The following is a 23,647-nucleotide window of genomic DNA, read 5'->3' on the forward strand; positions in this document are numbered from 1 at the left end:
ACAGATTTTCGACTCCGAGCCTCATTTTTGTCCTTGAGACTCCTTCTATTAGACAGATTTTCGACTCCAGGCCTCATTTTTGTCCTTGAGACCCTTTCTATTGGACAGATTTTCGTCTCCGAGCCTTATTTTTGTCCTTGAGACCCTTTCTATTGGACAGGTTTTCGTCTCCAGACCCCATTTTTGTCCTTGAGACTCCTTCTATTGGACAGATTTCCACCTCCTAGCCTTATTTTTGTCCTTGAGACCCTTTCTATTGGACAGATTTTCGTCTCCAGACCGTATTTTTGTCCTTGAGACTCCTTCTATTGGACAGGTTTTCGTCTCCAGACCTCATTTTTGTCCTTGAGACTCCTTCTATTGGACAGATTTTCAACTCCAGACCGTATTTTTGTCCTTGAGACCCTTTCTATTGGACAGATTTTCGTCTCCAGACCGTATTTTTGTCCTTGAGACAGCGTCTATTGGACAGATTTTCGACTCCAGACCCCATTTTTGTCCTTGAGAAACTTCTTAAACGAAACGGAAACTAGATTTGATTTTGCAAGACAAGTATACTGATAGTAAAGGTGTTCTTTGCTTCAAATAAAACCGAAAGTAAGTGAGAACAGTGCAAAACCTACCAAATTTATTACGGGACGATCTGCGCCCCGACTGCGAGAATTGTTTCGGCCTATGCTGTGTCGCCCTTCCTTTTGCCGTATCAGCCGATTTTGCGTTTACTAAAAATGCTGGAGAAACCTGTCCTAATTTGCAATCGGATTTTCGCTGCGGCATTCATAAAGATCTGAGACAGAAAGGATTCCGGGGATGCACGGTATATGAATGTTTTGGCGCAGGGCAAAAAGTATCGCAAATTACATTCAAAGGAAAAGATTGGCGCAAAACTCCCGAAACGGCAAAGCTGATGTTTGATGTGTTTCCCATTATGCAACAGCTTCATGAAATGCTCTTGTATTTGACGGAAGCGCTTTCGCTACAGGCAACCGCTTCAATCCATAGCGATCTGTGCCGGGCACTTGAGGAAACAGAACGCCTTACCCACCTTCGTCCGGAATCTCTTATTGAACTGGACATGCCGGCACATAGGGCAAAAATTAATCTTTTGCTTTTGCGCGCCAGCGAACTTGTTCGATCCGGGCCGCTTCCAGAGCGTAGTCGTTCCAAAAAGCACCGAAAAAAGCCCGGCAGAGGAGCCGACCTTATTGGCGCCAATCTTCGAGGTGCTGACTTAAGAGGTGCCAATTTAAGAGGAGCGCTCCTCATTGCTGCCGACCTGAGGGATGCCGACTTAAGAATGGCCGATCTGATCGGTGCCGATTTCAGGGACGCTGATGTTCGAGGGGCCGATCTCACGGGGAGTCTTTTCCTCACCCAGGCCCAGATTAACGCCGCAAATGGTGACGCAAAGACAAAATTGCCATCCATGCTTAGCCAGCCGGCGCATTGGTCCACATCATAAAGCCTCCTGAAATTAGGTCAGGAGGCTTTTACAGCTTTATTTATTATTGAACGTTCCGATGCTCCTCAAAATCAATCTCACATTTGTCCAACGGAACGACTTTTGTTTTCTTGATGAACTTATACCCGAGCCACATGACAAGGAACAATGGTATGCCAAGGTAAGCGGCAATGACGCTGCCCCAATCGATAGGGTGACTCAGGAACGCCCGGTAGTTTTGTGCTAGCAAAACGATCATGCAAAGTATAAAGGCGAAAATCGGGCCGAACGGAAACCATTTTGCACGATATGGAAGATCGGAAAGCTTATAGCCCTGCGCGATGTATGCTTTTCGGAAACGATAGTGGCTTGCCGCAATACCGAGCCAGAAAATAAATCCTGTTACGCCGACTGAATTCATCAGCCACGTATATACGGCACCATCCCCGAAAAAGGAAGCAAAAAACGCCAACATTCCGACAACTGAAGTGACGATAACTGCTAAAATAGGAACCCCCCGCTTGTTCACCTTCCCGAAAAACCTTGGTGCAAGTCCATCTTGAGCCATCGCATACAACATCCGGCTTGTCACATAAAGACTCGAATTTCCTGCGGATAATACGGCTGTTAAAATAATGGCGTTCATTGCGGAGGCGGCAAACGCAAGCCCCGCTTTTTTAAATACCATCGTAAACGGACTGACCATGACTGTGTCGCCTTGCAAACTGCTAGTCGTATACGGAATAATTAATCCAATCACAAGTATCGCGAGACAATAGAATAAGAGAATGCGCCAGAAAATGCTGCGAACGGAACGCGGTACGTTTTTCGCGGGATCTTCACTTTCTCCTGCTGCGACACCGACAATTTCAGTACCTTGAAAGGAGAAGCCGGCTGCGATAAAAATGCCTAACGTCGCCATAAACCCGCCGGCAAATGGAGCATTGCCAACCGTAAAGTTTTTGAAACCGATCGGAGCCCCGCCCATGATACCAAAGATCATAAGGACACCGACAATAAGAAAAATGATAATTGTTGCTACTTTAATAAAGGAAAACCAATATTCCCCTTCTCCGTATCCTTTAACGGACAAGTAGTTCAGCAAGAACAATACGACTAAAAACAAGGAGCTCCATAGAAACGACGGGCTGTGCGGAAACCAGAACTTCATGACCATCGTCGAGGCGGAAAGCTCGGCAGCAAGTGTCATCGCCCAGGTGAACCAATAGTTCCAGCCCATCGCAAAGCCGAGAGCAGGGTCAATAAAACGGGTTGCGTATGTGCTGAAGGCACCGCTCACCGGCATGAAGGTCGCCAGTTCCCCAAGACTTGTCATAATAAAATAAACCATAATGCCAATAACAGAATAAGCGACTAAAGCGCCACCCGGACCCGCGTTATGAATGGCCGGTCCGCTTCCGAGAAAAAGCCCTGTGCCGATTGCTCCTCCTAACGAAATCATTGTCAGGTGGCGTGCCTTTAATTTACGTTGCAACGTATTGGATGGTTCTGGATGATCGGTTTTTGGTGCGAGTTCCAACTGATGATTTTGCAAAAGTCATTCCCCTCTCACATTAAGTTTGTTCATTGTTCGTAAAGAGTCCGCCAGTTTAACCAGGGATCCCTATAGGTATTGAAAGTGCTTTCATTTTTTTAAGAGGTGCCTTTCTTCTGGCAAACCGTTCGAGCCTCTTTCAATACGGAGGTCTTTCCAGAGTGGGCATAATTGCTTTTCGGTTTTCCATTAAGTTTCGCTCACCTCCTTAATTGTGGATTAGACGAATAATTGCCCCACTTGGGCTGCACATGATCAACGAGCACCCTTATTTTAATAAAAAGAGAGGATTGTACCGGCAAACGACTCCCTTTGCCAGTACAGCCCCCTCCTAAACTAAATGACTATGGGCTTTATTTAAATATGGTTGATTCCGAGTCCGATCGTTTCATGTTCCAGGCCGCGGATCGGTGCACCAATCGTTCCATATAGGGCTACCGCAATCCATTCGCCTTCTTCATGATTTTCGTAAGGCCTTCCGCGTACGACTGCAAACCTCAATCCTACGGTTCTTAATACATCTCCAAGCTCTGCCTGTCCTCTCGTCACACCTTGTAACGCTTCCATAATCGCATGATATAACGCGTGCATCTCCCGATAGAGGTTAGCATTAATTAATTCGGATCGCTTTGCCGCCGTCTCAATCGCCGCAACCACTTTTTGCATCTCCATCGAGCCCACTTTTCCCTTGCAATAGCTTGAGCCTTTCTCTAAAAGCTGATTTGCCAATCCAGCTTCATCTTCTTCATTTGATAACGCCAACAACATAGCATTGCGGCCAATTCGATTATGTGTGCCTTTAAGCATGAAAACGACTCCAATTTATGTTAATCTTCTAAAGAAACTAATAACTTATTGTTAGTATAAAAGTTATGTTTCAATGGTGTCAATCCATTTTCGACAGATTTTAAAAAGTTATCAGACTATTAAGGCAGCGGGATAAAGGAAAATAGGCCTTAATTTTGCGGAAGTGCCCGTTTCTTTTCCAGATGAAACGAGAAAGGATGAAAAAAATGTCATTTTATCTCCTTAAGGAACATCTTCAAGAAGTTGCCACAGGCATTTGCGGGAAAATGAGTATTGTACTTGAAATAGAGAATTTGCAAATAAGCATAAATGGAGATGATCCTTTTCCTTCTGCAAGCTTAATAAAGATACCTATTATGATGGAAGCTTTCAGACAGGCTCAGATCGGGATGTTGGATTTGGATGAAACGTATCGCGTGCCGTCAGAGGCTTCTGTAGGCGGGATGGGGGTAATTCAGCATTTGCGTCCAGAAATTGAACTATCGATCCACGACCTTATTACGTTGATGATTATAGTATCCGATAATACAGCGACGAATTTGCTCATCGATCTTGTAGGAATGGAAGCGGTGAACAAGCTATCTTCGGATCTCGGATGCAATCAGACCCTTCTCGCCAGAAAAATGATGGATGTTACAGCCCAGAAGAACAGAAAGGATAATTGGACATCGGCTTATGATATCGTCAAATTTTTAAAAGAAATTGATCAAGGAAAACTGTTAACTTCAAAGCAGCGAACGAATGCCCTTAAGACGTTGCGCCAACAACAATTTCATTCAAAATTGCCGGCTCTTATTTCAGAGAGCTTTTCAGAAGAGACATATGTCGCCCATAAAACAGGCGAATTGCCAGGAACAGAACACGATGCCGGCATCATTCAAGCGAATGGAAAACGCGCCTATATCGCCGTCCTGACAACAGACCTTGATAACAACATCACCGGACAGAAAGCCATCGCTCAAATCGGGAAGCTTGTTTTTGACCATATAATGGAGAAGTAACGTATTGCAAATTGCTCCTGCGTACTGTCCATCAATACGTTTTTATTGTCCGAATTCAGCATTTTATTTTCCAAAGCCCATTGATTATTTTCCAAAATGCTTAATTTATTTTCCAAAACCCTAATTTTATTTTCCAAGTGCTTAATTTTATTTTCCAAAATGCTGAATTTATTTTCCAACGTTCTATATTTATTTGCGAAAGTCCGGAGACAATGCAAAAAACCTCTTCATAAGAACAAAGAGGTTTATCGAAAGTGTTGCAGAACGGTCCCTTTCCCTTTCGCAACTTCGACTTCTGCGTAAGCCCCATTTATGAAAGTTATTTGCGGAGGAACATGGCCGCAGTCAATGTCATAAACAACAGGTAGTTGAAGCTCTTCTGAAAGTTCCTCATAAACATCCATGGCGGTGTACCCGCCGACCGGGTGATTGGCGGGACTTCGGCCAAACATGATTCCCGAACAATTTTCAAACCAGCCGGCCAACTTCATTTGCATCAATGACCTGCGTAGATCCGTTGTTGATAGCTCACAGTTTTCCAAATACCAGATGACCGATTCATTATTGATAAAGTTTTTTCTAAAGCTTTGTACATCTCCGTATGGTGTTCCAATCAAATGTCTGATAACGTCGATACATCCGCCAAGGAGGCGTCCTTTGATCTTTACATGATCGGATGATGTCGTTTTCCAATAGGTTGGTTCGGTTAAATGAAAGACACAAGGCGAAGGGTTAGCATGCTGCCACTTTTTTTGGTAGCTTGCTGAAGAAAGCTGAAGGACTGACTCGCCGGCTTTCGTCGATAAGACGGATTGCCACATGGCTGTCGTATCATCCGAATACTCCCCTCTTAAATCGACGAGATTCGCTCCATGAGCGGTGGCAATTCCCGTCTTTAATGTGATCGCCAATAACAAGGCGCTAGTATCTGAATAACCTAAAACCCACTTTCCCTTCAGATTCTCAAAATCTACATACTCCAGCATTTCAATCAACAATTCTCCGCCCCATGGAGGAATAATGATGTCGATATCGCTGTTTTGCATCATTTCATTCCATTCATCTGCACGTTTTTTGGCAGGGGCCGATTTTGCTTTATTTTGAGTCCAAACCGTATCACCACAAACGACTTTAAATCCCTTTAATTCCATCCGTTGACATGCAAGTTTGAACATATCATGCAGCTCTGGCTCGACTCCTGATGATGGTGCTGTTACCCCAATTGTCGCTTCTTTTTTCAAATGTGGATAATGAATCATATACACTCCCCCAAACGCTTTTCATGATTTTACCAGACCCGAAGAAAGTGTACAATAAAAATTCATCTTTTGGGCACACTACTCCCTGAGGTGAATGCATTGAAAGCGCAAAAAATACTAAAATACACCGCCCTGGCAATTGGCTTCGCCATATACATCCCGGTTAGCGTGTATCTTTTAATTTTATACATTTCACAATTGTTTAAATAGCGAAGGTGACAGATGCTGCTCGTTTTCTGTCGCTTTTTTTGTATAAATTTTTGCAGGGATTTATGGCTATTTTCCGAAAAAGAGAATAGTAAATCCTTTTTTTAAAGGGTGGGATCTCTATGATAAAAAAAATGATCAAAAACTATGATTATTCATTGATTATTATAACAATTGGCTTGTCCTTATTCGGCTTAATCATGATATATAGTGCCGGTTACTATGCATCACTTAAGTACAATTGGGGAAGCAACCACTTTTTTGTCAGGCAGCTTCTTTCCCTGCTACTCGGGCTTGTTGTCTTTAGTGGGGCCTTGCTGTTTCCGTATAAAGCATATAAAAAGTTAACGAAATTAATGCTTTTAGTCACTACCTTTCTTTTATTCCTCGTTTTTGTCATGGGAAAAGTAGTGAATAACGCCCAATCATGGATTAGCATCGGCGGGTTTAATTTCCAGCCTTCAGAGCTGGCTAAATTGGTCATCATCATTTATTTAGCTTATGTTTTATCGAAAAAACAATCGTATATTGATGATTTTAACCGGGCGATCGCACCGCCGCTTATTTTAGTTGTTTTTATCGCCGGATTGATTTTTTTGCAGCCTGATTTTGGCTCCATGCTTATTTTAGTTTCAATTGCCGGCGTGATCATCATTTGTTCCGGCGTCAAGCTGAGGCATATCTTGTTTTTAGCTGTTTCGACTGTTATTTTTGCGGCCATTTTCTTTTTATTTTTTGCATCAGATGAACAATTATCCCGTATTCGGGGCGCCTATCAACCTTTTAAATTTCGAGACGACGGCTATCAATTAATCAATTCTTATATCGCAGTTGCTTCTGGAGGATTACACGGGGTAGGGCTCGGCGACGGGATTCAAAAGCTCGGTTATTTGCCTGAAGTCCAAACGGATTTTATTATTGCTACCGTTTCCGAAGAGCTAGGATTTATCGGGGTATTGTGTGTCATAGCGTCGTTTTTTTACATTGTTTATAAAGGCTTTTTATTAGGGGTAAGGTGCAACGATACGTTCGGACGGTTTCTTGCGATTGGAATATCGAGCATGATTGGCATTCAGTCGATCATCAATTTAGGCGGGGCGATTGGCTTGCTTCCCCTCACCGGTGTTCCATTGCCGTTTTTAAGCTACGGCGGTTCTTCCCTGCTGGTTTTATTGCTTTCCATGGGGATTTTGATTAATATTTCAGCCTTTGTCAATATGAAAAAGAAGGAGGAACTAGTTGCCTCCCCTGAACCTCAATATAAAAAATTCACGTCCAGATCCTTATATTCCTAAATAACAGTCATGCCCGCCTAAAGGCGGGCATGACTGCTTTTTCGCAGCCTGTCTTTTCGCTCAGTTCCCTTCTTGATGAAGGACCGCTCCTTCACTTTCTTTAGCTTCCTCCCATCCCTTGCAAACATCGACCCATTCTGAGGAAAACGAGTATTGAACGAGTTCGTCAATTGTCAGTTCTATCGCCGAGTTCGAGCTTCCACAGGCCGGGAAGACCGTTTTGAAGCGTTTCAATGAAACATCAAGGTATACTTCAAGTTCATTTTTTAAGCCAAATGGGCACACTCCACCGATGGCGTGTCCAGTTTGCTCCAGCACTTCATCAGGCGTAAGCATGCGCGCTTTAAAACCAAATGTATTGCGGAATTTTTTGTTATCGATTTTCGCATCCCCGGCGGCGACGATGAGGATTGCTTTGTCGTCTTCTCCCCTGAAAGATAGCGTTTTGGCAATTCGAGCGGGAATGACGCCGATTGTTTCCGCTGCTTGTTCTACGGTGGCACTCGATGTGTCAAACTCCATCACATCATTTTCGCGATTAAATTGCTTAAAGTGGGCTTTCACCTTTTCAATGGACATCACCATCAACCTTTCCGAATCTGTTTTCTAGTATGATAACATTTTCGTCTGGAGAAAACGAACGAAGAATCCTGCTTGTAGACAACGTAATCATTACCATACCGAAAACAACTCATTCAGGCATTCTTCACCCTGTACCAATACCGATAACGTTCAGTGAACCCGATTTTGGCATAAAGCTTCAAGGCGGGATTATTATTCAAAAGTACGGCTAAGTAGCTATATTTGGCCCTTTTTTCTTTCCCCCATTTCAGCAAGTTCAATATGAGTTGTTCAGCGAACCCTTGACGTCTAAATTTGCTGTCTGTGACAATGTCATATAGCCCAATATGCTCCCTTTCAATTACACCGAGGCCACAGGCAACCACCTCTTCTTTATAGTAGAGTGAGATAAGACACTTTTTAGTTGCGATATTGGACAACATTTTTACGATCGTATCCTTGTATTTTTCTTCAACATGATTCAGTCGGTAAAAATGGTTCACCCACTCGGTGTTGACCGTTTCATCCAGTTTTATAGAATGAAGAACCGGCTCTTTTACTTTTTTCAGCTCCGCCGTTTGGACACTTGTAAGATCGACCCTGGAATAGTCCCTCTCATTTAAATGTTCATCCAGGTTTTCCGGTTTTACAAATGGAGTGATCTTAAAGGCCGGAAGCAAGCCCTGATTCAAGTAAATCTGCTCGCATTGTTCAATTTTTGCGTTCAAATCATAGGTAGAATAATAAATAGGGCTTATCGAGTTTGCCCGTTTCGTATACCCGTTTGCAAACCTGATCACCCAGCCATCATAAAGCAACGTGGATAAAGGCTGCCAGCTATTCAATGATAATTCTTCGATCAATTGAGAATCCATACACTCCTCCTTCTAAAGATAATGAATAATAATACTTAATTTTGCATAAAAACCCAACTGGAAGTTTGCAACCTGGTTGCTAAGAAGTTACTATAATAGTAGAGAGATATATGTAGCGAGGTGATGGTAATGAGTGGAATAGTCGGATACATTGGGAAACGGGAAGCCCGCCCAATCTTGTTGCATTGTTTGATGCGGTTGGATTACCGCGGTTACGATTCGGCCGGGGTAGCCATCTCCAATCAACAGCTTATTGAAGTCCGTAAAGAAGAAGGACGGATTGAAGATTTAGAGGCTTTATTGGCTCTTGAACCGGTCAATGAAGGAAATCTTGGGATCGGGCATACGCGTTGGGCTTCACACGGTACCCCTACCGCCGCAAATTCCCACCCGTTAAGCGATGATGGGGGCCGCTATTTTGTTGCACATAATGGGATAATTGAAAATTACCCGCAATTGAAGAAAAGTTTAATGGCAGAAGGATATGTTTTTAAAACGGATACCGATACTGAAGTTATTCCGAATTTGCTAGTACACTATGATACTGGCGATTTTGAAGAAACGGTGCGCAAGGTGCTCCCCCTGTTAAAAGGATCCTTTGCCCTTGCAATTATGTCCCAATCACAGCCCGATACGATTATCGCCATTTCCCAGGAGAACCCGCTCGTTCTTGGCTTTGGAAAAGGAGAGGCGTTTCTTTCTTCCGATATTCCCGCACTTCTTTCTTATACGAATGAAATATACCCGATCAAAAATGGGGAAATCGCTGTTTTAACCAAGGAGAACATAACGGTGAAAACGTTCGATGGCCAAATCGTTCATCCGGAGAAAACGTTTGTCGAATGGAACGAAGAGGAAATGAGATTGCAAGAATATGAGCATTACATGTTAAAAGAAATTATGGAACAGCCAAGAGCGATTAAACGAACGTTAAAAGATCGCCTGACTACAGGCGGGGTCGCCATCCCGGAGCTGGATCGCTTTTTTCAAAAAAGGGATATTTCCCAAATTCGCAAGATCGAAATTGTTGGTAGCGGGACTTCCTATCACGCCGGAATCGTTGGCAAAAAAGTGATGGAGAAAATGTTACATATTCCAGTTGAAGTCTCCATTTCGTCCGAATTTCGCTGCGAGCACGGCCCGCTCGATGCACATCATCTTGTCATCGTCTTAAGCCAATCGGGTGAAACCGCGGATACGCTCTCCGCATTAAAAGAAGCAAAAGCGCATAACAGCCCGGTCATTGCGGTTACGAATAAGAAATGGAGCAATATTGCCCGAAAAGCGGATTGTGTAATCAACACGATTGCAGGACCGGAAATGGCGGTAGCGGCAACGAAAGCGTACACTTCCCAAATCACTGCATTAATGTTGCTGGCCATTGCGCTGACGGAGAAAACAAATGGTCCGGGCATAAAGCATATCCCCGGCTTGTTGGAAGCGTTAGAACAACTCCCGGAAAACGTCGAAACGACCCTTGTCATGACACAGGATGCGATCGATCAATTTGCCCAGGTGACGGATGATCAGGAGCACCTCTTTTTAATCGGCAGAGGACTTGATTATGTTCTCGCATTAGAAGGAGCGCTTAAATTGCAAGAAGTTGCCTATTTGCATGCTGATGCCTATGCGGCTGGAGAAATGAAGCACGGCACAATGGCTTTAATCACTCCCGGCGTCCCGGTCATCGCGCTTGCGACACAAGGGCACCTTCGCGATAAAACGATCAGCAACATTAAAGAAGTAAAAGCCCGTGATGCTTTCGTCGTCGGAATTACGACGGTCGGCGATGATGAAGTAAGTGAATTTGTCGATCAAGTCATGTACATTCCTGAAGCCCATCCTTTTCTTATGCCGATTTTAGCCGCCATTCCACTCCAGCTTTTGGCGTATTATGCCGGAACGGTCCGGGGCTTGAATGTCGACCGTCCGCGCAACCTGGCAAAGAGTTTGACGGTGGAATAAGGACCTTATTCGCATGCGGCTCTTTTGTGACTTTGAAATTAAGTCGCATCGTTTATAAAAAAATGTATCTTTCACATAAAGTTATTTTTGCTCCCCCTTTGGATACGGTTATCTAAAGGGGGATTTTTACGTAACCCGCTTTGGATAAGATTGACACTACCGTTATATCTGTATATACTGATTATACACAGATATAACGAATAGAGGGATGTTATGAAGTGAATATTATTATCTCAAACTCTTCAGATGAACCAATTTATTTACAGATCGTTAATCAATTAAAAGAACAAATCGTTAAAGGAGAATTGACAGAATCACAATCGCTTCCGTCAATTAGGAAATTAGCTAAGGAACTAAACATTAGTGTGATTACAACCAAGAGGGCTTATGATGAACTAGAAAAAGAAGGATTTATCGTTACCGTTGCCGGTAAAGGCTCCTATGTCGCATCGATTAACAAAGAATTGTTTCGTGAAACCAAATTAAAAATAATTGAAGAAAAATTAACGGAAGCAATCCATACTGCAAAGCTGGTCGGCCTAACTTTAGAAGAACTGCAAGAAATGCTCAACATCATATATGAGGGGTGGTAATGATGAATAAAATTTTGGAAATTACCAATTTAAAGAAGGATTACAAAAACTTTTCTTTAAAAGGTATTAATATTACTCTTGAGAGGGGGTACATCATGGGCTTTATTGGTCCTAATGGCTCCGGAAAAAGCACGACAATCAAACTTATTATGAATTTAATAAAGAAAGATAGTGGTGAAATCAAAATTTTTGGTTTGGACAACGAGCAAAATGATATTTCGATTAAAGAAAGAATTGGTTTCGTTTATGACGAAAATCACTTTTACGAAGAATTGACAGTCAAGGAAATGAAGGATGTCATCAGGCCGTTTTATAGCAGATGGGATGAAGGAGTTTTCAATCAATATGCCAAAAACTTTGAACTACCTTTAAAGAAAAAAATTAAGCATTTGTCTAAAGGAATGAAGATGAAGTTCTCTTTAGCTATTGCCCTTTCGCATCATGCAGAACTGCTAATCATGGATGAACCCACTTCCGGATTAGATCCGCTCATTAGATCTGAACTATTAGATGTGTTGCAATCATTGTTACAAGACGAAAATAAATCCATTTTCTTTTCGTCCCACATTACATCTGACTTAGATAAAGTTGCAGACTATATTACGCTTATCGACAATGGGGAAATTATATTGAGTCAAACAAAGGATGAACTTTTAGAGGAATACTGTATTGTCAAAGGAAGGAAAAGCCAATTAGATACTCATCATGGAGTCAACTTTATCGGCTTAAAACAAAATGATTTTGGATTTGAAGCGTTAAGTAAAAATAAAAAAGACGTATTAAACCAATTGGGTGATTCCGTATTAATTGAAAAACCAACATTAGAAGATATTATGTTGTTTTTCACTAAAAGGGGAGATCATAATGTACCATCTCATTAAAAAAGATTTTCTTATTCAAAAGAGAAACTTGAAATTATCCATTCTTTTGTTATTCTTTTTTTCCGTTTCTTTCTCAAGTATCGGTACGACAGGTTTGATATATAGTATTTGTGCAGTCAGTTACTTTCTAGCTTTAGGAGCAAGTGCTTTAGAAGAGAAAAATAATAGCGATATGATGCTGGTCAGCCTGCCAATCAATAAACAAAAAATTGTCTTGTCAAAATATATTTCTGTCTATGTATTTACAGCATATTCGATTTTAGTCATTTACGGTATTGTTTTAATGGAAAGACTATTAAAACTGCCATTTAATGTTTTGCCTTTTACGATAGAGGCGATTGTTTTAGCCATTGCCGGCGTTACGTTATTATGTTCAATCGCTCTTCCTCTCATCTTTAAGGTTGGTTATTTAAAAGCGAAAATGTTTAACAACATATTATTGTTTCTCCTTGTTTTTGGGACAGCAGCATTAGCTGATAACCTCGTTTTAACTATTCATTTTACCTGGCAGCAAAAAGCATTGCAGTTTTTTAGTGAACTGTCGGAAATTGAAATGCTCGGTTTAATCATGATTCCTCTTTTAATTATATTTATATTCTCCTACTTTCTTTCTTTACTCTTTTATAAGAAAAGAGAATTTTAAATTCTAATCGTTAACGTTCTTTCACAATTGATCAAAAAGGAAGCTATCCGCCAATGGCTTCCTTTCTTGTTGACGGTCTTCCAAGGTTTTTTGGCTACACGAAATCTTTTTCATGTGCCGACAGCACAATGTTCGTTGATGGTGTGCCAAAGGGCATAGATTGATCGATAAATTCTTCCAATGTTTCAACTGATTTTGTCGCTACCTTTACGATATAACTGATTTCTCCAGCGACCCGATAGCATTCAATCACATCAGGGTGCGTATGGCAAAAGTGAGCGAGTTTTTTGCAATCCGTTGATTTAAATAAAATAATCGCCATAATTGAACGTTCGAGCTTATTTAAATTGATCTTTGCCTGATAACCTTTAATCACTTGCCGCTCCTCTAATCTTTTCACACGTTCAGCCACAGCCGGCGCCGATAAGTGGACGCAGGAAGAAATCTCTTTCATCGGCGTCTTTGCATTTTTCTGAAGCATCTTTACTATTTCGTAATCAATTTGATCCACGGTATCACCTTTTTTTATTAACAATATATACGATTTTTCAAGAAAAATAAAAGGAAATTCATCGAATTCCCTTTTTATCGTTATGTTTTTATAAGCCTCACTTATTTACAATTACTTATTGAAGGAGGTTTTTCATGATGAAAAAGGTTTTATTGTTATTAGCAAACGGATTTGAAGCGGTGGAAGCAAGTGTTTTTACAGATGTATTGGGCTGGAATAAATGGGAGGGCGATGGCTCTACTGAGGTTGTCACCGCAGGAATGCATCCCGAGCTTCACTGCACGTGGAACTTTCAGGTAACACCCGAAGTGCAATTGGATGAGATTGCATTAGAAGAGTTTGATGCGCTGGCGATTCCCGGAGGATTTGAAGAAGCGGGTTTTTATGAAGACGCATTTAGCGAACGGTTTCAGAAAGTGATACAGCATTTCGCTTTTCATAATAAGCCGATCGCCTCGATTTGCGTGGCGTCTTTAATGGTTGCGCATAGCGGCGTTTTGTACAATCGAAAGGCGACCACTTATAATCATCCAGGCAGCAAGCGATTGGAACAATTGAAACAATACGGCGTCCGGGTTGCCGATGAACGGATTGTCTGTGATGGAAATATCATTACATCTTCCAATCCCGGCACTGCTTTTGAAGTGGCCTTCAAGTTGCTAGAAATGCTAACTTCAAAGGAAATCACAAATCAAGTGAAAGAGCTAATGGGATTTTAAGAATATACAAAAAGCATGGGCGGCTGCCTCATGCTTTTTACAGTTTTTAGTGACAATAAAAAGATTGAATTTGCCGGGTGTCCATTCCGAAATAAACCCAGCGGTATCCCGTCCATCTAAATCCCGCGACTGATCGTCGTCCAACATACGTTAACCATGCCCAGAAACCATGGCCATGTTCAGGCCAAATATAAATGAATTGATGAATGCATGGCCGGATGGCTCCAGGGTCAACTGCATACGCCCCTAAATGGCCGGTTGCATGTTGGGGAACAAACGAAGGCGGCGCACCTGGAGGGCCGTAATGCTGGTGCTGTTGGCCCGTTGTTCCGTGTTGTGAAGAACCATAAGGCTGATGCTGTTGGCCTGTTGTTCCATGTTGAGGGGGACCATAAGAAGGCGGTGAACCCGGATATCCACCAGGCTGCTGATATTGTCCGCCATACCACGGATATTGCTGATACGGGTATTGTCTATTACTCAAAATTTTCAACTCCTATTGAAGTGGTAGTAATAGACTATTCAGCTCACTATTTTTTTGTATAGGCTTTTTCACCCAAAGAAAAGATCAATGACATTCGATGCTGTGCTTGAGTTTTTCTTATAAAACTCTGAATACCCACAATCCTTGCAAAACACGACGGTAAATTGATTGTGCTGGATATCAAACATTTTTGACAAACCCGTTCCTGTCATCGCTACATCCTTCGTGCCGGCATTTTTGCTGCCACATTTTATGCAACCTTTTTCGCTCATACGATCACTCCTTTTTTAAATAATATTTTCCTATTAAGTTTCTAATCACCAGAGGGGTTTTTCAATTCCAACACCAGCAATTTTTCTTCATAGTTCCGGTTTTTTTTCAAAATAAGAATTCCAGCGAAACATATTCATCCTGTTACTTTATAACATCCTCAAGCCGGGCGTTCGTTACCTGAATGAAGTCGTCTACCTTTAATTCGATTTGTGTGCCTATTTTTCCTCCGCTGACGATGATCGTTTCAAGAGATTGAGCGGATGTATGGATTACTGTTGGGAACAATTTCTTCATTCCTATCGGCGAACATCCGCCGCGGATATATCCAGAGACTTTTGTTATGTCCTTCACTGGAATCATTTCCAGCTTTTTTTCACCAGTTACCCGGGCCGCTTTCTTTAAATCCAGCTCCGCCTCAACAGGAATGACAAAAACATAATACTCCTTGCTCGCTCCTTGAGAAAGAAGCGTTTTATAGACTTGTTCTTTCTCTCTTCCAATCTTTTCTGCGACTGAAACCCCATCGATTCTTCCGTCATCTGAATCATAAGATAGCATGGAATACTCAATTTTGTCCCTGTCTAGAATCCGCATTGCATTCGTCTTGCCTTTTGCCATAGTGTTGTCCTCCAGCTCCTTGAGATTCATAATAGGTACTTTCGATAATTACCGCGAATACTCCTTCATGCTAACCTAAAATGAAAAATTCTTCTGATAGACGAATTAACGAAAAAAGAAGCTGCCCTCGCTTTGATCTCAAGTATACTTAAGATAGTATCTAATAAGGAGGGCTCTGATATATGGAAATCATCCAATTGGATTTGAAATTCAACTACAACGACATGGAGATGGTTATACATCCTTCGGTAATTAAAGATGAAAAGGAAATTATTTTGGTTGATTGCGGGTATCCCAATATGCTCCCAATTTTGGAAAAAGAACTTGAAAATAAAGGAGTTTCACCTGAATCCGTAACGAAAGTGCTTATCACTCATCATGACGATGACCATATGGGCGCATTATATGAATTTAAGAAAAAATACCCCGGCATTAAAGTCTTAGCAAGCGATATCGAAAAAGACTACATTTCCGGAAAAAAGAAATCCCTGCGCTTGATCCAGGCTGAAGAAATGTTGAATCATTTGCCCGAAGAAGAGAGAAATTTCGGTTTGGCATTTATTGAGAACTTAAAAAAAATAAAACACGTACCGGTTGATATTGCCGTCAAAGACGGCGATCATTTCGAATGGGCTGGAGGGTGTAAAATTCTATCAACTCCCGGGCATACCCCGGGCCATATATCCATCTATAATGAAAAATTGGATACAGTCATCACCGGCGATGCCGCGGTAGTTGAAAATGAAAAATTGAGCGTAGCCAATCCCCAATTTGCGCTAAACCTTACAGATGCAACAAAGTCTTTAGAAAAACTGGTTAACCTCAATGCCAGAAACTATTTTTGTTACCATGGCGGGACATATATAAATGAAAAACAAAAAGAGTAGCAAGATTCATTTAATCCTGATGTCTAGCCGCTGCCGCCACAATAAAGTTAGAACGCCCGTTTGACCTTATTTCAAACAGGCGTTCTTTTGTTTAGTTCCATATAATCAAACTTCATTGTCAATGCTTTAGATCTATTCTCTATCTAGAACCCAATGCCGGATGGCCTTGGCCACGCCGTCTTCTTCATTTGTCCCGGTAACCCAATCTGCCGCTTCTTTCACCATATCCTGCGCGTTGCCCATCGCGACACCAAGGCCCGCTTCGGTGATCATCGCAATATCATTCAGGCTGTCCCCCATGGCGATCACTTCATCCATTGTGATCCCCAGCTCCTTACAGACTCTCTTCAAACCCCTCGCCTTATTGATCCCGAACGCATTCACTTCAATATTCGTCAGGCTGGAGTTGCTGATTTCAAGCGCGTCATTTTTTCTGAGTTCCCCTAAAATCGTTTCTCGTATTTCATCATCCACGACGTTAAACCCGAATTTCAGCCATTCAAGATCCGCGCAATTTTCCGGAAACTCATCACGCCAAACGTTATCTGTTGAAACCGCCCAAAACTTGGTTTGATGTGTTTTTGACAGTTCCAGCATGGCCTGTATATGATCAAATTCAATCACATTTCTCTCGATCAAATTTCCATTGTTATCCCATATTTCACTTCCATTGACAGTGACAAGATAGGAAGAAAGCTTAAGGGATTGGGCATAATCCCGGCATGTCGTTAATGTCCTTCCCGTGCTCAGGACAACATGCACTCCTCTTTCCTGCGCCTCTGCGATCGCCTTCCGGTTCCCTTCCGATACCTCCAAATGATCATTCAACAAAGTCCCATCCATATCAAGCGCAATCAATTTAAATCTGTTTTTATGGTCTCCCACTCCAAACACCCTCTCCTCTTTTTACTATTAGAGTAGCACATGTGAAAAGCGATCAGCATTCAGAAATACTTTATTTTTCCTTAAAAAAATAAATAATCGATTAGGGAGAGCAATTTCTTAATCTCGCGTGTTTATCGATTTATTCGAGATCGGTATCTTTCATTTTCGGTGTGTTATCTTTCAATTCGGGATCGTTATCAATCAATTGTGCCAAGCAATTTCTTAATCCTGCGTTTATCGATTCATTCGAGATCGTTATCTTTCATTTTCGATGTGTTATCTTTCAATTCGGGCTCGTTATCAATCAATTGTGCCGAGCAATCACTTAATCCTGCATTTATCGATTCATTCAAGATCGTTTTCTTTCATTTTCGGTACGTTATCTTTCATTTCGGGCTCGTTATCAATCAATTGTGCCGAGCAATTTCTTAATCCTGCGTTTATCGATTCATTCGAGATCGTTATCTTTCATTTTCGGTGTGTTATCTTTCAATTCGGGCTCGGTATCTATCAATTGAGACGAGTAATCTCTTAACCCTGCATTTATCGATTCATTCGAGATCATTTTCTTTCATTTTCGGTGCGTTATCTTTCAATTCGGTATGCCAGGGCCCTGCAAAATAGCCGCATAAAAAAGCAGAAAGCCGGTCGCCGACTTCCTGTTTGCCTTATTTCCCTGCTATAATTTGAGCGATTCGCTCTATCGCCGTTTGCACCATTTCATTTGTCACTTCCCGATGGGTGACAAAACGAATGATTCCATCATCAAATGGTCCTGCCAAAATGCCGGCTTCCTTTAATTTTGTTAAAAATTGTTCGTTTGATAGTCCAGTTTCCCTTATATCGCAAAGAATGATATTCGTTTCAACGCCGTCGACATCGATCGTAATACCGGGAATAGCGGATAATCCTTCCGCAAACTGACGGGCATTCGCGTGGTCCTCTGCCAGCCGATCGACCATTTTTTCCAGAGCGACAATTCCCGGAGCCGCTAGTACACCGACCTGGCGCAATCCGCCTCCGAGACGCTTTCTCCATTTGCGTGCTTTTTTAATGAATGATTTGCTTCCAGCCAAAATGGATCCGACGGGTGCTGACAACCCTTTCGATAAACAAATTTGCACGGTGTCGGTATACTTCGAAAACTCTTTAATTGGTATACCCGAAGCTACTGCGGCATTAAACAGCCTTGCCCCATCAAGATGGACCGGAACATCTTTTTCTCGGGCAATCTCGAATATCTCTTTCATTGTCTGGATCGGAATAATTTTACCGCCCGCTTTATTATGCGTATTTTCCAAACAAATCAACCCTGTTTCGGGATGATGGATATCCTCGCCGCGGATCGCTTTTTTCACTTCAAATGGGTCCATCGCTCCTCTTGTCCCTTGTATTGGCCTTGTTTGAACGCCGGCAAGAGCTGACGCGGCCCCCGCCTCATATAAAAAAATATGGGATTCTTCTTCAAGAATCACTTCATCCCCCGGCTGGCAATGAGTCAAAATGGCAACTTGATTCCCCTGGGTGCCACTTGTGACAAATAGCGCATCTTCTTTCCCGAGAATCTCGGCTGCAAGTTTCTCCAATCGGTTAACGGTCGGGTCTTCCCCATACACGTCATCTCCAACTTCGGCATTCATCATCGCTTCTCTCATTTCTTTAGTCGGCTTCGTTACCGTATCGCTTCGAAAGTCCATGTCTGCTTCTCCCCAATGCGTTTTTTAATCATTATACACCGGATGTAGTTCAACCATCAGTAACGACGTTTGCATCTAATATGAACCGATCATTTGTATATATGCTCATTATTTTATATAGTTAACCAAATGGTAGTTTAAGTCATAAATAAGGTGGAAACTGAACATGAAAATCTCAAACCAAAAAATTACGACGTTTTTAACGTTTACGGGACAAGCTGAGGAAGCGATGAATTTCTACACTTCCTTGTTTGATCGTTCAGAAATCGTCAGCATTACCCGCTATGGAGAGGAGGTGCCGGGCAAAGAGGGAACTGTAATGCAGGCCGTTTTTTCACTGAATGGACAAACGTTTATGTGCATTGATTCCCCTATTGAACATGAATGGACATTCACTCCTGCCGTTTCCTTATTTGTCACTTGCGAAACGGAAGAAGAGATTGATCGATTGTTTGAGGAGTTATCTAAAGATGGTGCAGTTCTCATGCCACTCGCCGAATACCCATTCAGCAAAAAGTTTGGCTGGGTCAATGATAAGTTTGGCGTTTCGTGGCAATTGAGCCTGGAAAAATAACGACTTGAAAAAGAAGCAACGGCATTTGCACCGTTGCTTCTATTTATGGAGTGAATTAATGAATATCCTTCTTCTTAAACCGGCCTCCGCGGACTTCTGCGATGTCGGCTACGGCAAGAAACGCGGATGGGTCAATTTCTTCGACGATCGTTTTCAGCTTTGCTTCTTCAAGGCGGGTAATGACGCAAAAGACAACCTTTTTATCATCCCCCGTATATGCGCCTTCTCCTTGTAAATAAGTTACGCCGCGTCCAAGACGGGCCATAATAACGTCTCCAATTTCGCGATGTTTGTCGCTGATGATCCACGCCGATTTCGATTCATCAAGCCCCTGGACAACGACATCGATGGTTTTATAGGCGATTACGTAAGCTAAAATGGAGTACATTGCCCGATCCCAGCTGAATACAAAGCCAGCAGCGCCTAAAATGAACACGTTGAAGAACATAATGATTTCTCCAACCGAAAAAGGAACGTTTTTATTAATAAGAATGGCAAGTATCTCAGTGCCATCCAGTGCCCCTCCAAAGCGGATGACAAGCCCTACGCCTATGCCAAGTACCATCCCGCCAAAGATAGTGGCAAGCAAAATATCATCCGTAAATGCGGGAATCGGATGAAATAATGATGTAAAAAAAGATAAAACGATAATTCCAAAAAGGGTGGATATCGCGAAGGTTTTCCCAATTTGCTTTCGTCCGAGGAAGAAAAATGGAAGGTTGAGCAAGAAAATAAATAATCCCAGCGGCAAGCCCGACAGATGGGAAAGCATAATTGAAATGCCGGTGATCCCTCCGTCGATGACGCTGTTCGGCACGAGAAAGATTTCAAGCCCGGTTGCCATGAAAAGGGCGCCTAAAATAATGGCAATGGCCCGTTTTGCGATTTGAAGCTTAGGCAATCGTTGATGCTGCAGCTGTGATTTTACTAGTTCCATAGGATCCCTCTCTTCTATAAATGTTTTCTCGAAACAGAGGGAATGTTGTCGTTTAAAGGTGCTTTCTCCCAACTCAGATTCTGTTCTATTTCAATCTGCTTCATTCATCATGTGTCCCCGCACTTATGACCGACGCAAACGAGAATGTTCCTATTTTAGAATTCCTTTATTTAGATCTATTCTCTAGGAAGTCCTAAAATAGAAAATTCTGCAACTGTAAAAGGACTTCTTTTCTGAAATCCCCGGAACCTTTTGGCAAAGCGCCTCTTCCCTCGTCTCTCTATTATATATACGGTTTAAAGCGTAAAAGGTTTCATTTTTTTCAATGGTTACAAAAAAGAATCTACTTTGAGCGATTGCCTTGAAACAAGAGATTGATAACTTGAATACAATATAAGAGATTGCTAGAATCGAGGTGATCTTTTAGTGGATAACATAAATGAACATATCATCACAAGGCACTTGAAGGAAGTTGTCATTGTTCCAGAGCATGTGGAACGAACGGAATCGGCAGAGTTCCGAAAGTCTAAGAAAAGACTGAAAGAAGACGGACATTATAGATGCTGGGTGTGCGGATTGCAAGAGAATCTGCATGTGCATCACGTCGGCCTTGAATGGAGCCTCGCCAACATCGGAGACTTCGAAAAACTGAAAGAATTTCTTGAAATGTTTGACGTTTATGGGTATGGCCGTTTGCTCATAAACCAGCCGATAACGTCTGTAGATGATATACGAAATATGATGGTTCTTTGTCAGGAGCACCATACCGGCGTTAATCACGAAAACGGCGGAAGTGGAACTGGCATTCACGAGATTACATTTCCCATCTGGTTGATTCAGAAGCTGGCTAAAGATGGCGTGCATGCCGTTCCGCAAGCTGGCGAAACCTTGAAGGAAGCTGAAAAAACGGTAAAAGAACACGGGTCAGACTAAATCAGGTCGTTAGAAACGGCTCTTTTTTTTGCCTTTACTTGCCACTGATTTTTCATAGAGCTGGGCGTAATAAAAACCCGAAAGGGCATCGTTTTTTCGGGTTCTTTATAAAAATTTTGGGGGAATGTCCTGACATTAATTTCTTTTGGCACGGGTTGAAACGCCCGGAACTTTTCGCGGCTCGTAATTAATGACATCCGAAGAATAAAGCATAACAACCATGCTGCCTCCGTATTTTTTTGCCCGGATTAAAATCGGCTGGTTGTATTTGTTTTGAAAGCGAAAATCAGGCCCGTACCAGCTTACCGTAGCGTCTCGGCCAGGCGGATCATATGGGACGCTCCTGCTGTGGGAAAAGCGTTCAACAATTCGCAGACCCGCACGGTCAACAGCATTAAACAACGTTGATGACACCTGGCAAATTCCTCCGCCAATTCCTTCTGACAGCTCTCCTTTTACGATGACGGGGGCGCGCTTATATCCCTTTTCCGCGGTTCTTATTCCAACCACCTGATTAAAGGAAAACGTTTCGTTCGGAAACACGACATAATTGTTAATAGCTTGAGCCGCGAGGGAAATGTTGTGTGCGCGGCTTTGATTACGAGCGTTAAAATAAGTCACGTATTGGCCGATCTGTTTGACGCGAATATGTGCCAGCAGCTCGCTATCCACACGGGGATAAACATTCATCTCCGGAATTTCGATTTTAGAAGGTCCCTTGCCAAAAAAGTAAGCATAAAATTGCTCTTTAAATGAAACCCGATCAAGCCTGTGCCCTGTCTTGCCCTGGATAATAGTTCCTTGATCATTTATCCTCGCATTGACTGGCGCTTCATATGTTTTCTGATCAAGCTGGTTAATAAATTGATTGTATTTTTCCGCATTCATTATCGGTGTGCCGGGAAGTGGCATCGTGAAATCCGTCCGATGAACGACCGCAATCGTCTTGCCATGTTGGGTTAATGTTAAACTGTCAGAATGATTAAGGGGTTGGATAAGTAAAAGAAGTCCAGTAATCCATGAAAGTTTCATTATGTATACCTCCAACCTTAGTATGAACATGCCCCGCTTTTTTATGACCGCTTCTTCACTTTGCCCGGGCAACTTGAAAAGACGCCTTTCCAATGGAAAAAGCGTCTTTCCAGGATTTATCGAATATCCTCATTAAGGTCATTGGAACGTCATGAATTGAGGCTAGGCAAATTCAATCCCGGGATGAATGAGGCTTTAAAATTCGGGGTATGTTTGATCGAAAAATTGTAAGTTTCTTTTGAAAAGTGAAGCTCGTTTGAGTCTAATCGTGATCCTTCTATTTTCCCAGTTGCCTCGTGGATATATTCCTTATCAGGTGTGCCGAATGTCACTTTCATTTGAGGGGGCAACGCTTTCATAGCAATAGGAATCCAGGGCCTCTGTTTGGAAACAACGACAGCGTGGGCCGTTCCGCTTATGACGAAGTTAAAAAGGTCCGTTTCCTTTTCTGTTTTCATTCCGAGTGCGCTTTTTAGCCAATCGCGAAAAGCGGGAACGAAATCGACCGGAAAACCGATTTCCCTTAGATATAGTGCTTTAAGGCTACCGGAAGCAGTCAATGCATGCTCTGAAACGTATTGATGTGAAATGATTTCGAGTAGATTTCCATCTCCATCGCGAAAGTACATATTCTTCCTGCCTTCGGTTTCGTCAATATATTGGCCGTGTTCTTGCCTTAATACCAATAGACCTGATTCCAGCACAAAAGACGCTACCTTATCAAACAGAGAATATGGAACTTGAAAGGCTAAGTGTGCAGGAGCAATCGGTTCATATCTTTCTTTAAAACTTAACGTCGTAAATGGGGTGATCTGGAACCGGATAAAATCCGCCGTTTCATAGATAATAGGCAACTTCAGACGATTCAAGTAACATTGCTTCACTCCCTGTATGGACACTGTGTTTAATTCCAGATCTGCAAAATGGGTAATCATTTCATCACCTCAATCATTTTTCTAAAGTCTTTACTCAAGACGTGTATCCATTTCTTTTGAACGTTTTCAGCATTGGCAT

23 protein-coding genes and 2 pseudogenes are annotated in these 23,647 nt (G+C 42.2%); 11 read left to right on the forward strand and 14 right to left on the reverse strand.

What is annotated here, in order from left to right:
* Positions 1–610: 610 nt before the first annotated feature.
* Entirely contained in the window at positions 611–1,462 is an 852-nt protein-coding gene (locus WD019_RS11265) for a pentapeptide repeat-containing protein (protein ID WP_425711542.1), read from the forward strand.
* 43 nt (positions 1,463–1,505) lie between these two features.
* Here WD019_RS11265 and WD019_RS11270 read toward each other — a convergent pair whose 3' ends face one another.
* A complete protein-coding gene (locus WD019_RS11270) occupies positions 1,506–2,903 on the reverse strand; it encodes an amino acid permease (protein ID WP_081412697.1) in 1,398 nt (465 codons plus the stop codon).
* Positions 2,904–3,353: 450 nt separating this feature from the next.
* On the reverse strand, positions 3,354–3,803 hold the full coding sequence (gene hutP / locus WD019_RS11275) for a hut operon transcriptional regulator HutP (protein ID WP_026678629.1): 450 nt from the start codon (positions 3,801–3,803) through the stop codon (positions 3,354–3,356).
* Positions 3,804–4,009: 206 nt separating this feature from the next.
* On the opposite strand from hutP, the gene WD019_RS11280 reads away from it, so the two are divergent.
* Complete coding sequence (locus tag WD019_RS11280; protein ID WP_425711543.1) at positions 4,010–4,804, forward strand: serine hydrolase; 795 nt, start codon at positions 4,010–4,012, stop codon at positions 4,802–4,804.
* Positions 4,805–5,049: 245 nt separating this feature from the next.
* Here the strand turns inward: WD019_RS11280 and WD019_RS11285 are convergent, their stop codons facing one another.
* Positions 5,050–6,063: a S66 family peptidase gene (locus WD019_RS11285; protein ID WP_425711544.1), complete on the reverse strand. Its 1,014-nt coding sequence runs from the start codon at positions 6,061–6,063 to the stop codon at positions 5,050–5,052.
* 329 nt (positions 6,064–6,392) lie between these two features.
* Here WD019_RS11285 and ftsW point away from each other — a divergent pair, with 329 nt between their 5' ends.
* Positions 6,393–7,565: a putative lipid II flippase FtsW gene (ftsW, locus tag WD019_RS11290; RefSeq protein WP_425711545.1), complete on the forward strand. Its 1,173-nt coding sequence runs from the start codon at positions 6,393–6,395 to the stop codon at positions 7,563–7,565.
* 60 nt (positions 7,566–7,625) lie between these two features.
* Here ftsW and WD019_RS11295 read toward each other — a convergent pair whose 3' ends face one another.
* Positions 7,626–8,144, reverse strand: a complete 519-nt coding sequence (locus WD019_RS11295) for a YbaK/EbsC family protein (protein ID WP_425711546.1) — start codon at positions 8,142–8,144, stop codon at positions 7,626–7,628.
* A gap of 116 nt (positions 8,145–8,260) precedes the next feature.
* Complete coding sequence (locus tag WD019_RS11300; RefSeq protein WP_425711547.1) at positions 8,261–9,001, reverse strand: GNAT family N-acetyltransferase; 741 nt, start codon at positions 8,999–9,001, stop codon at positions 8,261–8,263.
* A 129-nt stretch (positions 9,002–9,130) separates the two neighbouring features.
* On the opposite strand from WD019_RS11300, the gene glmS reads away from it, so the two are divergent.
* The 4 genes from glmS (at position 9,131) to WD019_RS11320 (ending at position 13,083) form a co-directional block, all read left to right on the forward strand.
* Positions 9,131–10,966, forward strand: coding sequence for a glutamine--fructose-6-phosphate transaminase (isomerizing) (gene glmS / locus WD019_RS11305; RefSeq protein ID WP_425711548.1), 1,836 nt, complete (start codon positions 9,131–9,133; stop codon positions 10,964–10,966).
* A 218-nt stretch (positions 10,967–11,184) separates the two neighbouring features.
* A complete protein-coding gene (locus WD019_RS11310; protein WP_425711549.1) occupies positions 11,185–11,559 on the forward strand; it encodes a GntR family transcriptional regulator in 375 nt (124 codons plus the stop codon).
* A gap of 2 nt (positions 11,560–11,561) precedes the next feature.
* Entirely contained in the window at positions 11,562–12,440 is an 879-nt protein-coding gene (locus WD019_RS11315) for an ABC transporter ATP-binding protein (RefSeq protein ID WP_425711600.1), read from the forward strand.
* A complete protein-coding gene (locus WD019_RS11320) occupies positions 12,424–13,083 on the forward strand; it encodes an ABC-2 transporter permease (RefSeq protein ID WP_425711550.1) in 660 nt (219 codons plus the stop codon). Before WD019_RS11315 ends, WD019_RS11320 begins: the two co-directional genes overlap by 17 nt.
* Before the next feature lie 94 nt (positions 13,084–13,177).
* Here the strand turns inward: WD019_RS11320 and WD019_RS11325 are convergent, their stop codons facing one another.
* Entirely contained in the window at positions 13,178–13,594 is a 417-nt protein-coding gene (locus WD019_RS11325; protein WP_026678620.1) for an Lrp/AsnC family transcriptional regulator, read from the reverse strand.
* 137 nt (positions 13,595–13,731) lie between these two features.
* Here WD019_RS11325 and WD019_RS11330 point away from each other — a divergent pair, with 137 nt between their 5' ends.
* Entirely contained in the window at positions 13,732–14,313 is a 582-nt protein-coding gene (locus WD019_RS11330) for a DJ-1/PfpI family protein (protein ID WP_425711601.1), read from the forward strand.
* Between the two features lie 46 nt (positions 14,314–14,359).
* On the opposite strand, the gene WD019_RS11335 is transcribed toward WD019_RS11330, so the two are convergent.
* From WD019_RS11335 to ybaK, 3 genes are all read right to left on the reverse strand, one after another.
* The gene (locus WD019_RS11335) at positions 14,360–14,797 is read right to left on the reverse strand and encodes a transporter (protein ID WP_425711551.1); all 438 of its coding nucleotides are present in this window, start codon (positions 14,795–14,797) and stop codon (positions 14,360–14,362) included.
* Between the two features lie 68 nt (positions 14,798–14,865).
* A complete protein-coding gene (locus WD019_RS11340) occupies positions 14,866–15,069 on the reverse strand; it encodes a zinc ribbon domain-containing protein (protein WP_026678617.1) in 204 nt (67 codons plus the stop codon).
* A gap of 142 nt (positions 15,070–15,211) precedes the next feature.
* Complete coding sequence (gene ybaK, locus WD019_RS11345) at positions 15,212–15,688, reverse strand: Cys-tRNA(Pro) deacylase (protein WP_425711552.1); 477 nt, start codon at positions 15,686–15,688, stop codon at positions 15,212–15,214.
* A 182-nt stretch (positions 15,689–15,870) separates the two neighbouring features.
* Here ybaK and WD019_RS11350 point away from each other — a divergent pair, with 182 nt between their 5' ends.
* Positions 15,871–16,575 carry an MBL fold metallo-hydrolase gene (locus tag WD019_RS11350; protein ID WP_425711553.1) on the forward strand — a complete coding sequence of 235 codons (705 nt, stop codon included), beginning with the start codon at positions 15,871–15,873 and terminating at the stop codon, positions 16,573–16,575.
* 132 nt (positions 16,576–16,707) lie between these two features.
* Here the strand turns inward: WD019_RS11350 and WD019_RS11355 are convergent, their stop codons facing one another.
* Positions 16,708–17,460: a Cof-type HAD-IIB family hydrolase gene (locus WD019_RS11355; protein WP_425711602.1), complete on the reverse strand. Its 753-nt coding sequence runs from the start codon at positions 17,458–17,460 to the stop codon at positions 16,708–16,710.
* Positions 17,461–18,128: 668 nt separating this feature from the next.
* A pseudogene (ltaE, locus tag WD019_RS11360) lies at positions 18,129–19,160 on the reverse strand (low-specificity L-threonine aldolase); the annotation flags it as partial.
* A gap of 163 nt (positions 19,161–19,323) precedes the next feature.
* Here ltaE and WD019_RS11365 point away from each other — a divergent pair.
* On the forward strand, positions 19,324–19,731 hold the full coding sequence (locus WD019_RS11365) for a VOC family protein (protein ID WP_425711554.1): 408 nt from the start codon (positions 19,324–19,326) through the stop codon (positions 19,729–19,731).
* Between the two features lie 55 nt (positions 19,732–19,786).
* Here the strand turns inward: WD019_RS11365 and WD019_RS11370 are convergent, their stop codons facing one another.
* On the reverse strand, positions 19,787–20,668 hold the full coding sequence (locus tag WD019_RS11370; protein ID WP_425711555.1) for a YitT family protein: 882 nt from the start codon (positions 20,666–20,668) through the stop codon (positions 19,787–19,789).
* Between the two features lie 426 nt (positions 20,669–21,094).
* Here WD019_RS11370 and WD019_RS11375 point away from each other — a divergent pair, with 426 nt between their 5' ends.
* The gene (locus tag WD019_RS11375) at positions 21,095–21,601 is read left to right on the forward strand and encodes a hypothetical protein (RefSeq protein ID WP_425711556.1); all 507 of its coding nucleotides are present in this window, start codon (positions 21,095–21,097) and stop codon (positions 21,599–21,601) included.
* Between the two features lie 134 nt (positions 21,602–21,735).
* On the opposite strand, the pseudogene WD019_RS11380 reads toward WD019_RS11375, so the two are convergent.
* Both WD019_RS11380 and WD019_RS11385 read right to left on the reverse strand, forming a co-directional pair.
* Positions 21,736–22,633 (reverse strand): annotated as a pseudogene (locus WD019_RS11380) (VanW family protein); the annotation flags it as partial.
* Between the two features lie 149 nt (positions 22,634–22,782).
* A complete protein-coding gene (locus tag WD019_RS11385) occupies positions 22,783–23,568 on the reverse strand; it encodes a glyoxalase/bleomycin resistance/dioxygenase family protein (protein WP_425711557.1) in 786 nt (261 codons plus the stop codon).
* Positions 23,569–23,647 lie beyond the last annotated feature (79 nt).

Origin of the sequence: Fictibacillus sp. Mic-4, assembly GCF_049843615.1 — a bacterium.
Lineage (GTDB): Bacteria > Bacillota > Bacilli > Bacillales > Fictibacillaceae > Fictibacillus_A > Fictibacillus_A gelatini.

Bases quoted from the DNA above. Each gene is read 5' to 3' on its own strand.
- WD019_RS11270 (WP_081412697.1), bottom strand. From the start codon at position 2,903: ATGATTTCGTTAGGAGGAGCAATCGGCACAGGGCTTTTTCTCGGAAGC.
- hutP (WP_026678629.1), bottom strand. From the start codon at position 3,803: ATGCTTAAAGGCACACATAATCGAATTGGCCGCAATGCTATGTTGTTG.
- WD019_RS11280 (WP_425711543.1), top strand. From the start codon at position 4,010: ATGTCATTTTATCTCCTTAAGGAACATCTTCAAGAAGTTGCCACAGGC.
- WD019_RS11285 (WP_425711544.1), bottom strand. From the start codon at position 6,063: ATGATTCATTATCCACATTTGAAAAAAGAAGCGACAATTGGGGTAACA.
- ftsW (WP_425711545.1), top strand. From the start codon at position 6,393: ATGATAAAAAAAATGATCAAAAACTATGATTATTCATTGATTATTATA.
- WD019_RS11295 (WP_425711546.1), bottom strand. From the start codon at position 8,144: ATGTCCATTGAAAAGGTGAAAGCCCACTTTAAGCAATTTAATCGCGAA.
- WD019_RS11300 (WP_425711547.1), bottom strand. From the start codon at position 9,001: ATGGATTCTCAATTGATCGAAGAATTATCATTGAATAGCTGGCAGCCT.
- glmS (WP_425711548.1), top strand. From the start codon at position 9,131: ATGAGTGGAATAGTCGGATACATTGGGAAACGGGAAGCCCGCCCAATC.
- WD019_RS11315 (WP_425711600.1), top strand. From the start codon at position 11,562: ATGAATAAAATTTTGGAAATTACCAATTTAAAGAAGGATTACAAAAAC.
- WD019_RS11320 (WP_425711550.1), top strand. From the start codon at position 12,424: ATGTACCATCTCATTAAAAAAGATTTTCTTATTCAAAAGAGAAACTTG.
- WD019_RS11330 (WP_425711601.1), top strand. From the start codon at position 13,732: ATGAAAAAGGTTTTATTGTTATTAGCAAACGGATTTGAAGCGGTGGAA.
- WD019_RS11340 (WP_026678617.1), bottom strand. From the start codon at position 15,069: ATGAGCGAAAAAGGTTGCATAAAATGTGGCAGCAAAAATGCCGGCACG.
- ybaK (WP_425711552.1), bottom strand. From the start codon at position 15,688: ATGGCAAAAGGCAAGACGAATGCAATGCGGATTCTAGACAGGGACAAA.
- WD019_RS11350 (WP_425711553.1), top strand. From the start codon at position 15,871: ATGGAAATCATCCAATTGGATTTGAAATTCAACTACAACGACATGGAG.
- WD019_RS11365 (WP_425711554.1), top strand. From the start codon at position 19,324: ATGAAAATCTCAAACCAAAAAATTACGACGTTTTTAACGTTTACGGGA.
- WD019_RS11370 (WP_425711555.1), bottom strand. From the start codon at position 20,668: ATGGAACTAGTAAAATCACAGCTGCAGCATCAACGATTGCCTAAGCTT.
- WD019_RS11385 (WP_425711557.1), bottom strand. From the start codon at position 23,568: ATGATTACCCATTTTGCAGATCTGGAATTAAACACAGTGTCCATACAG.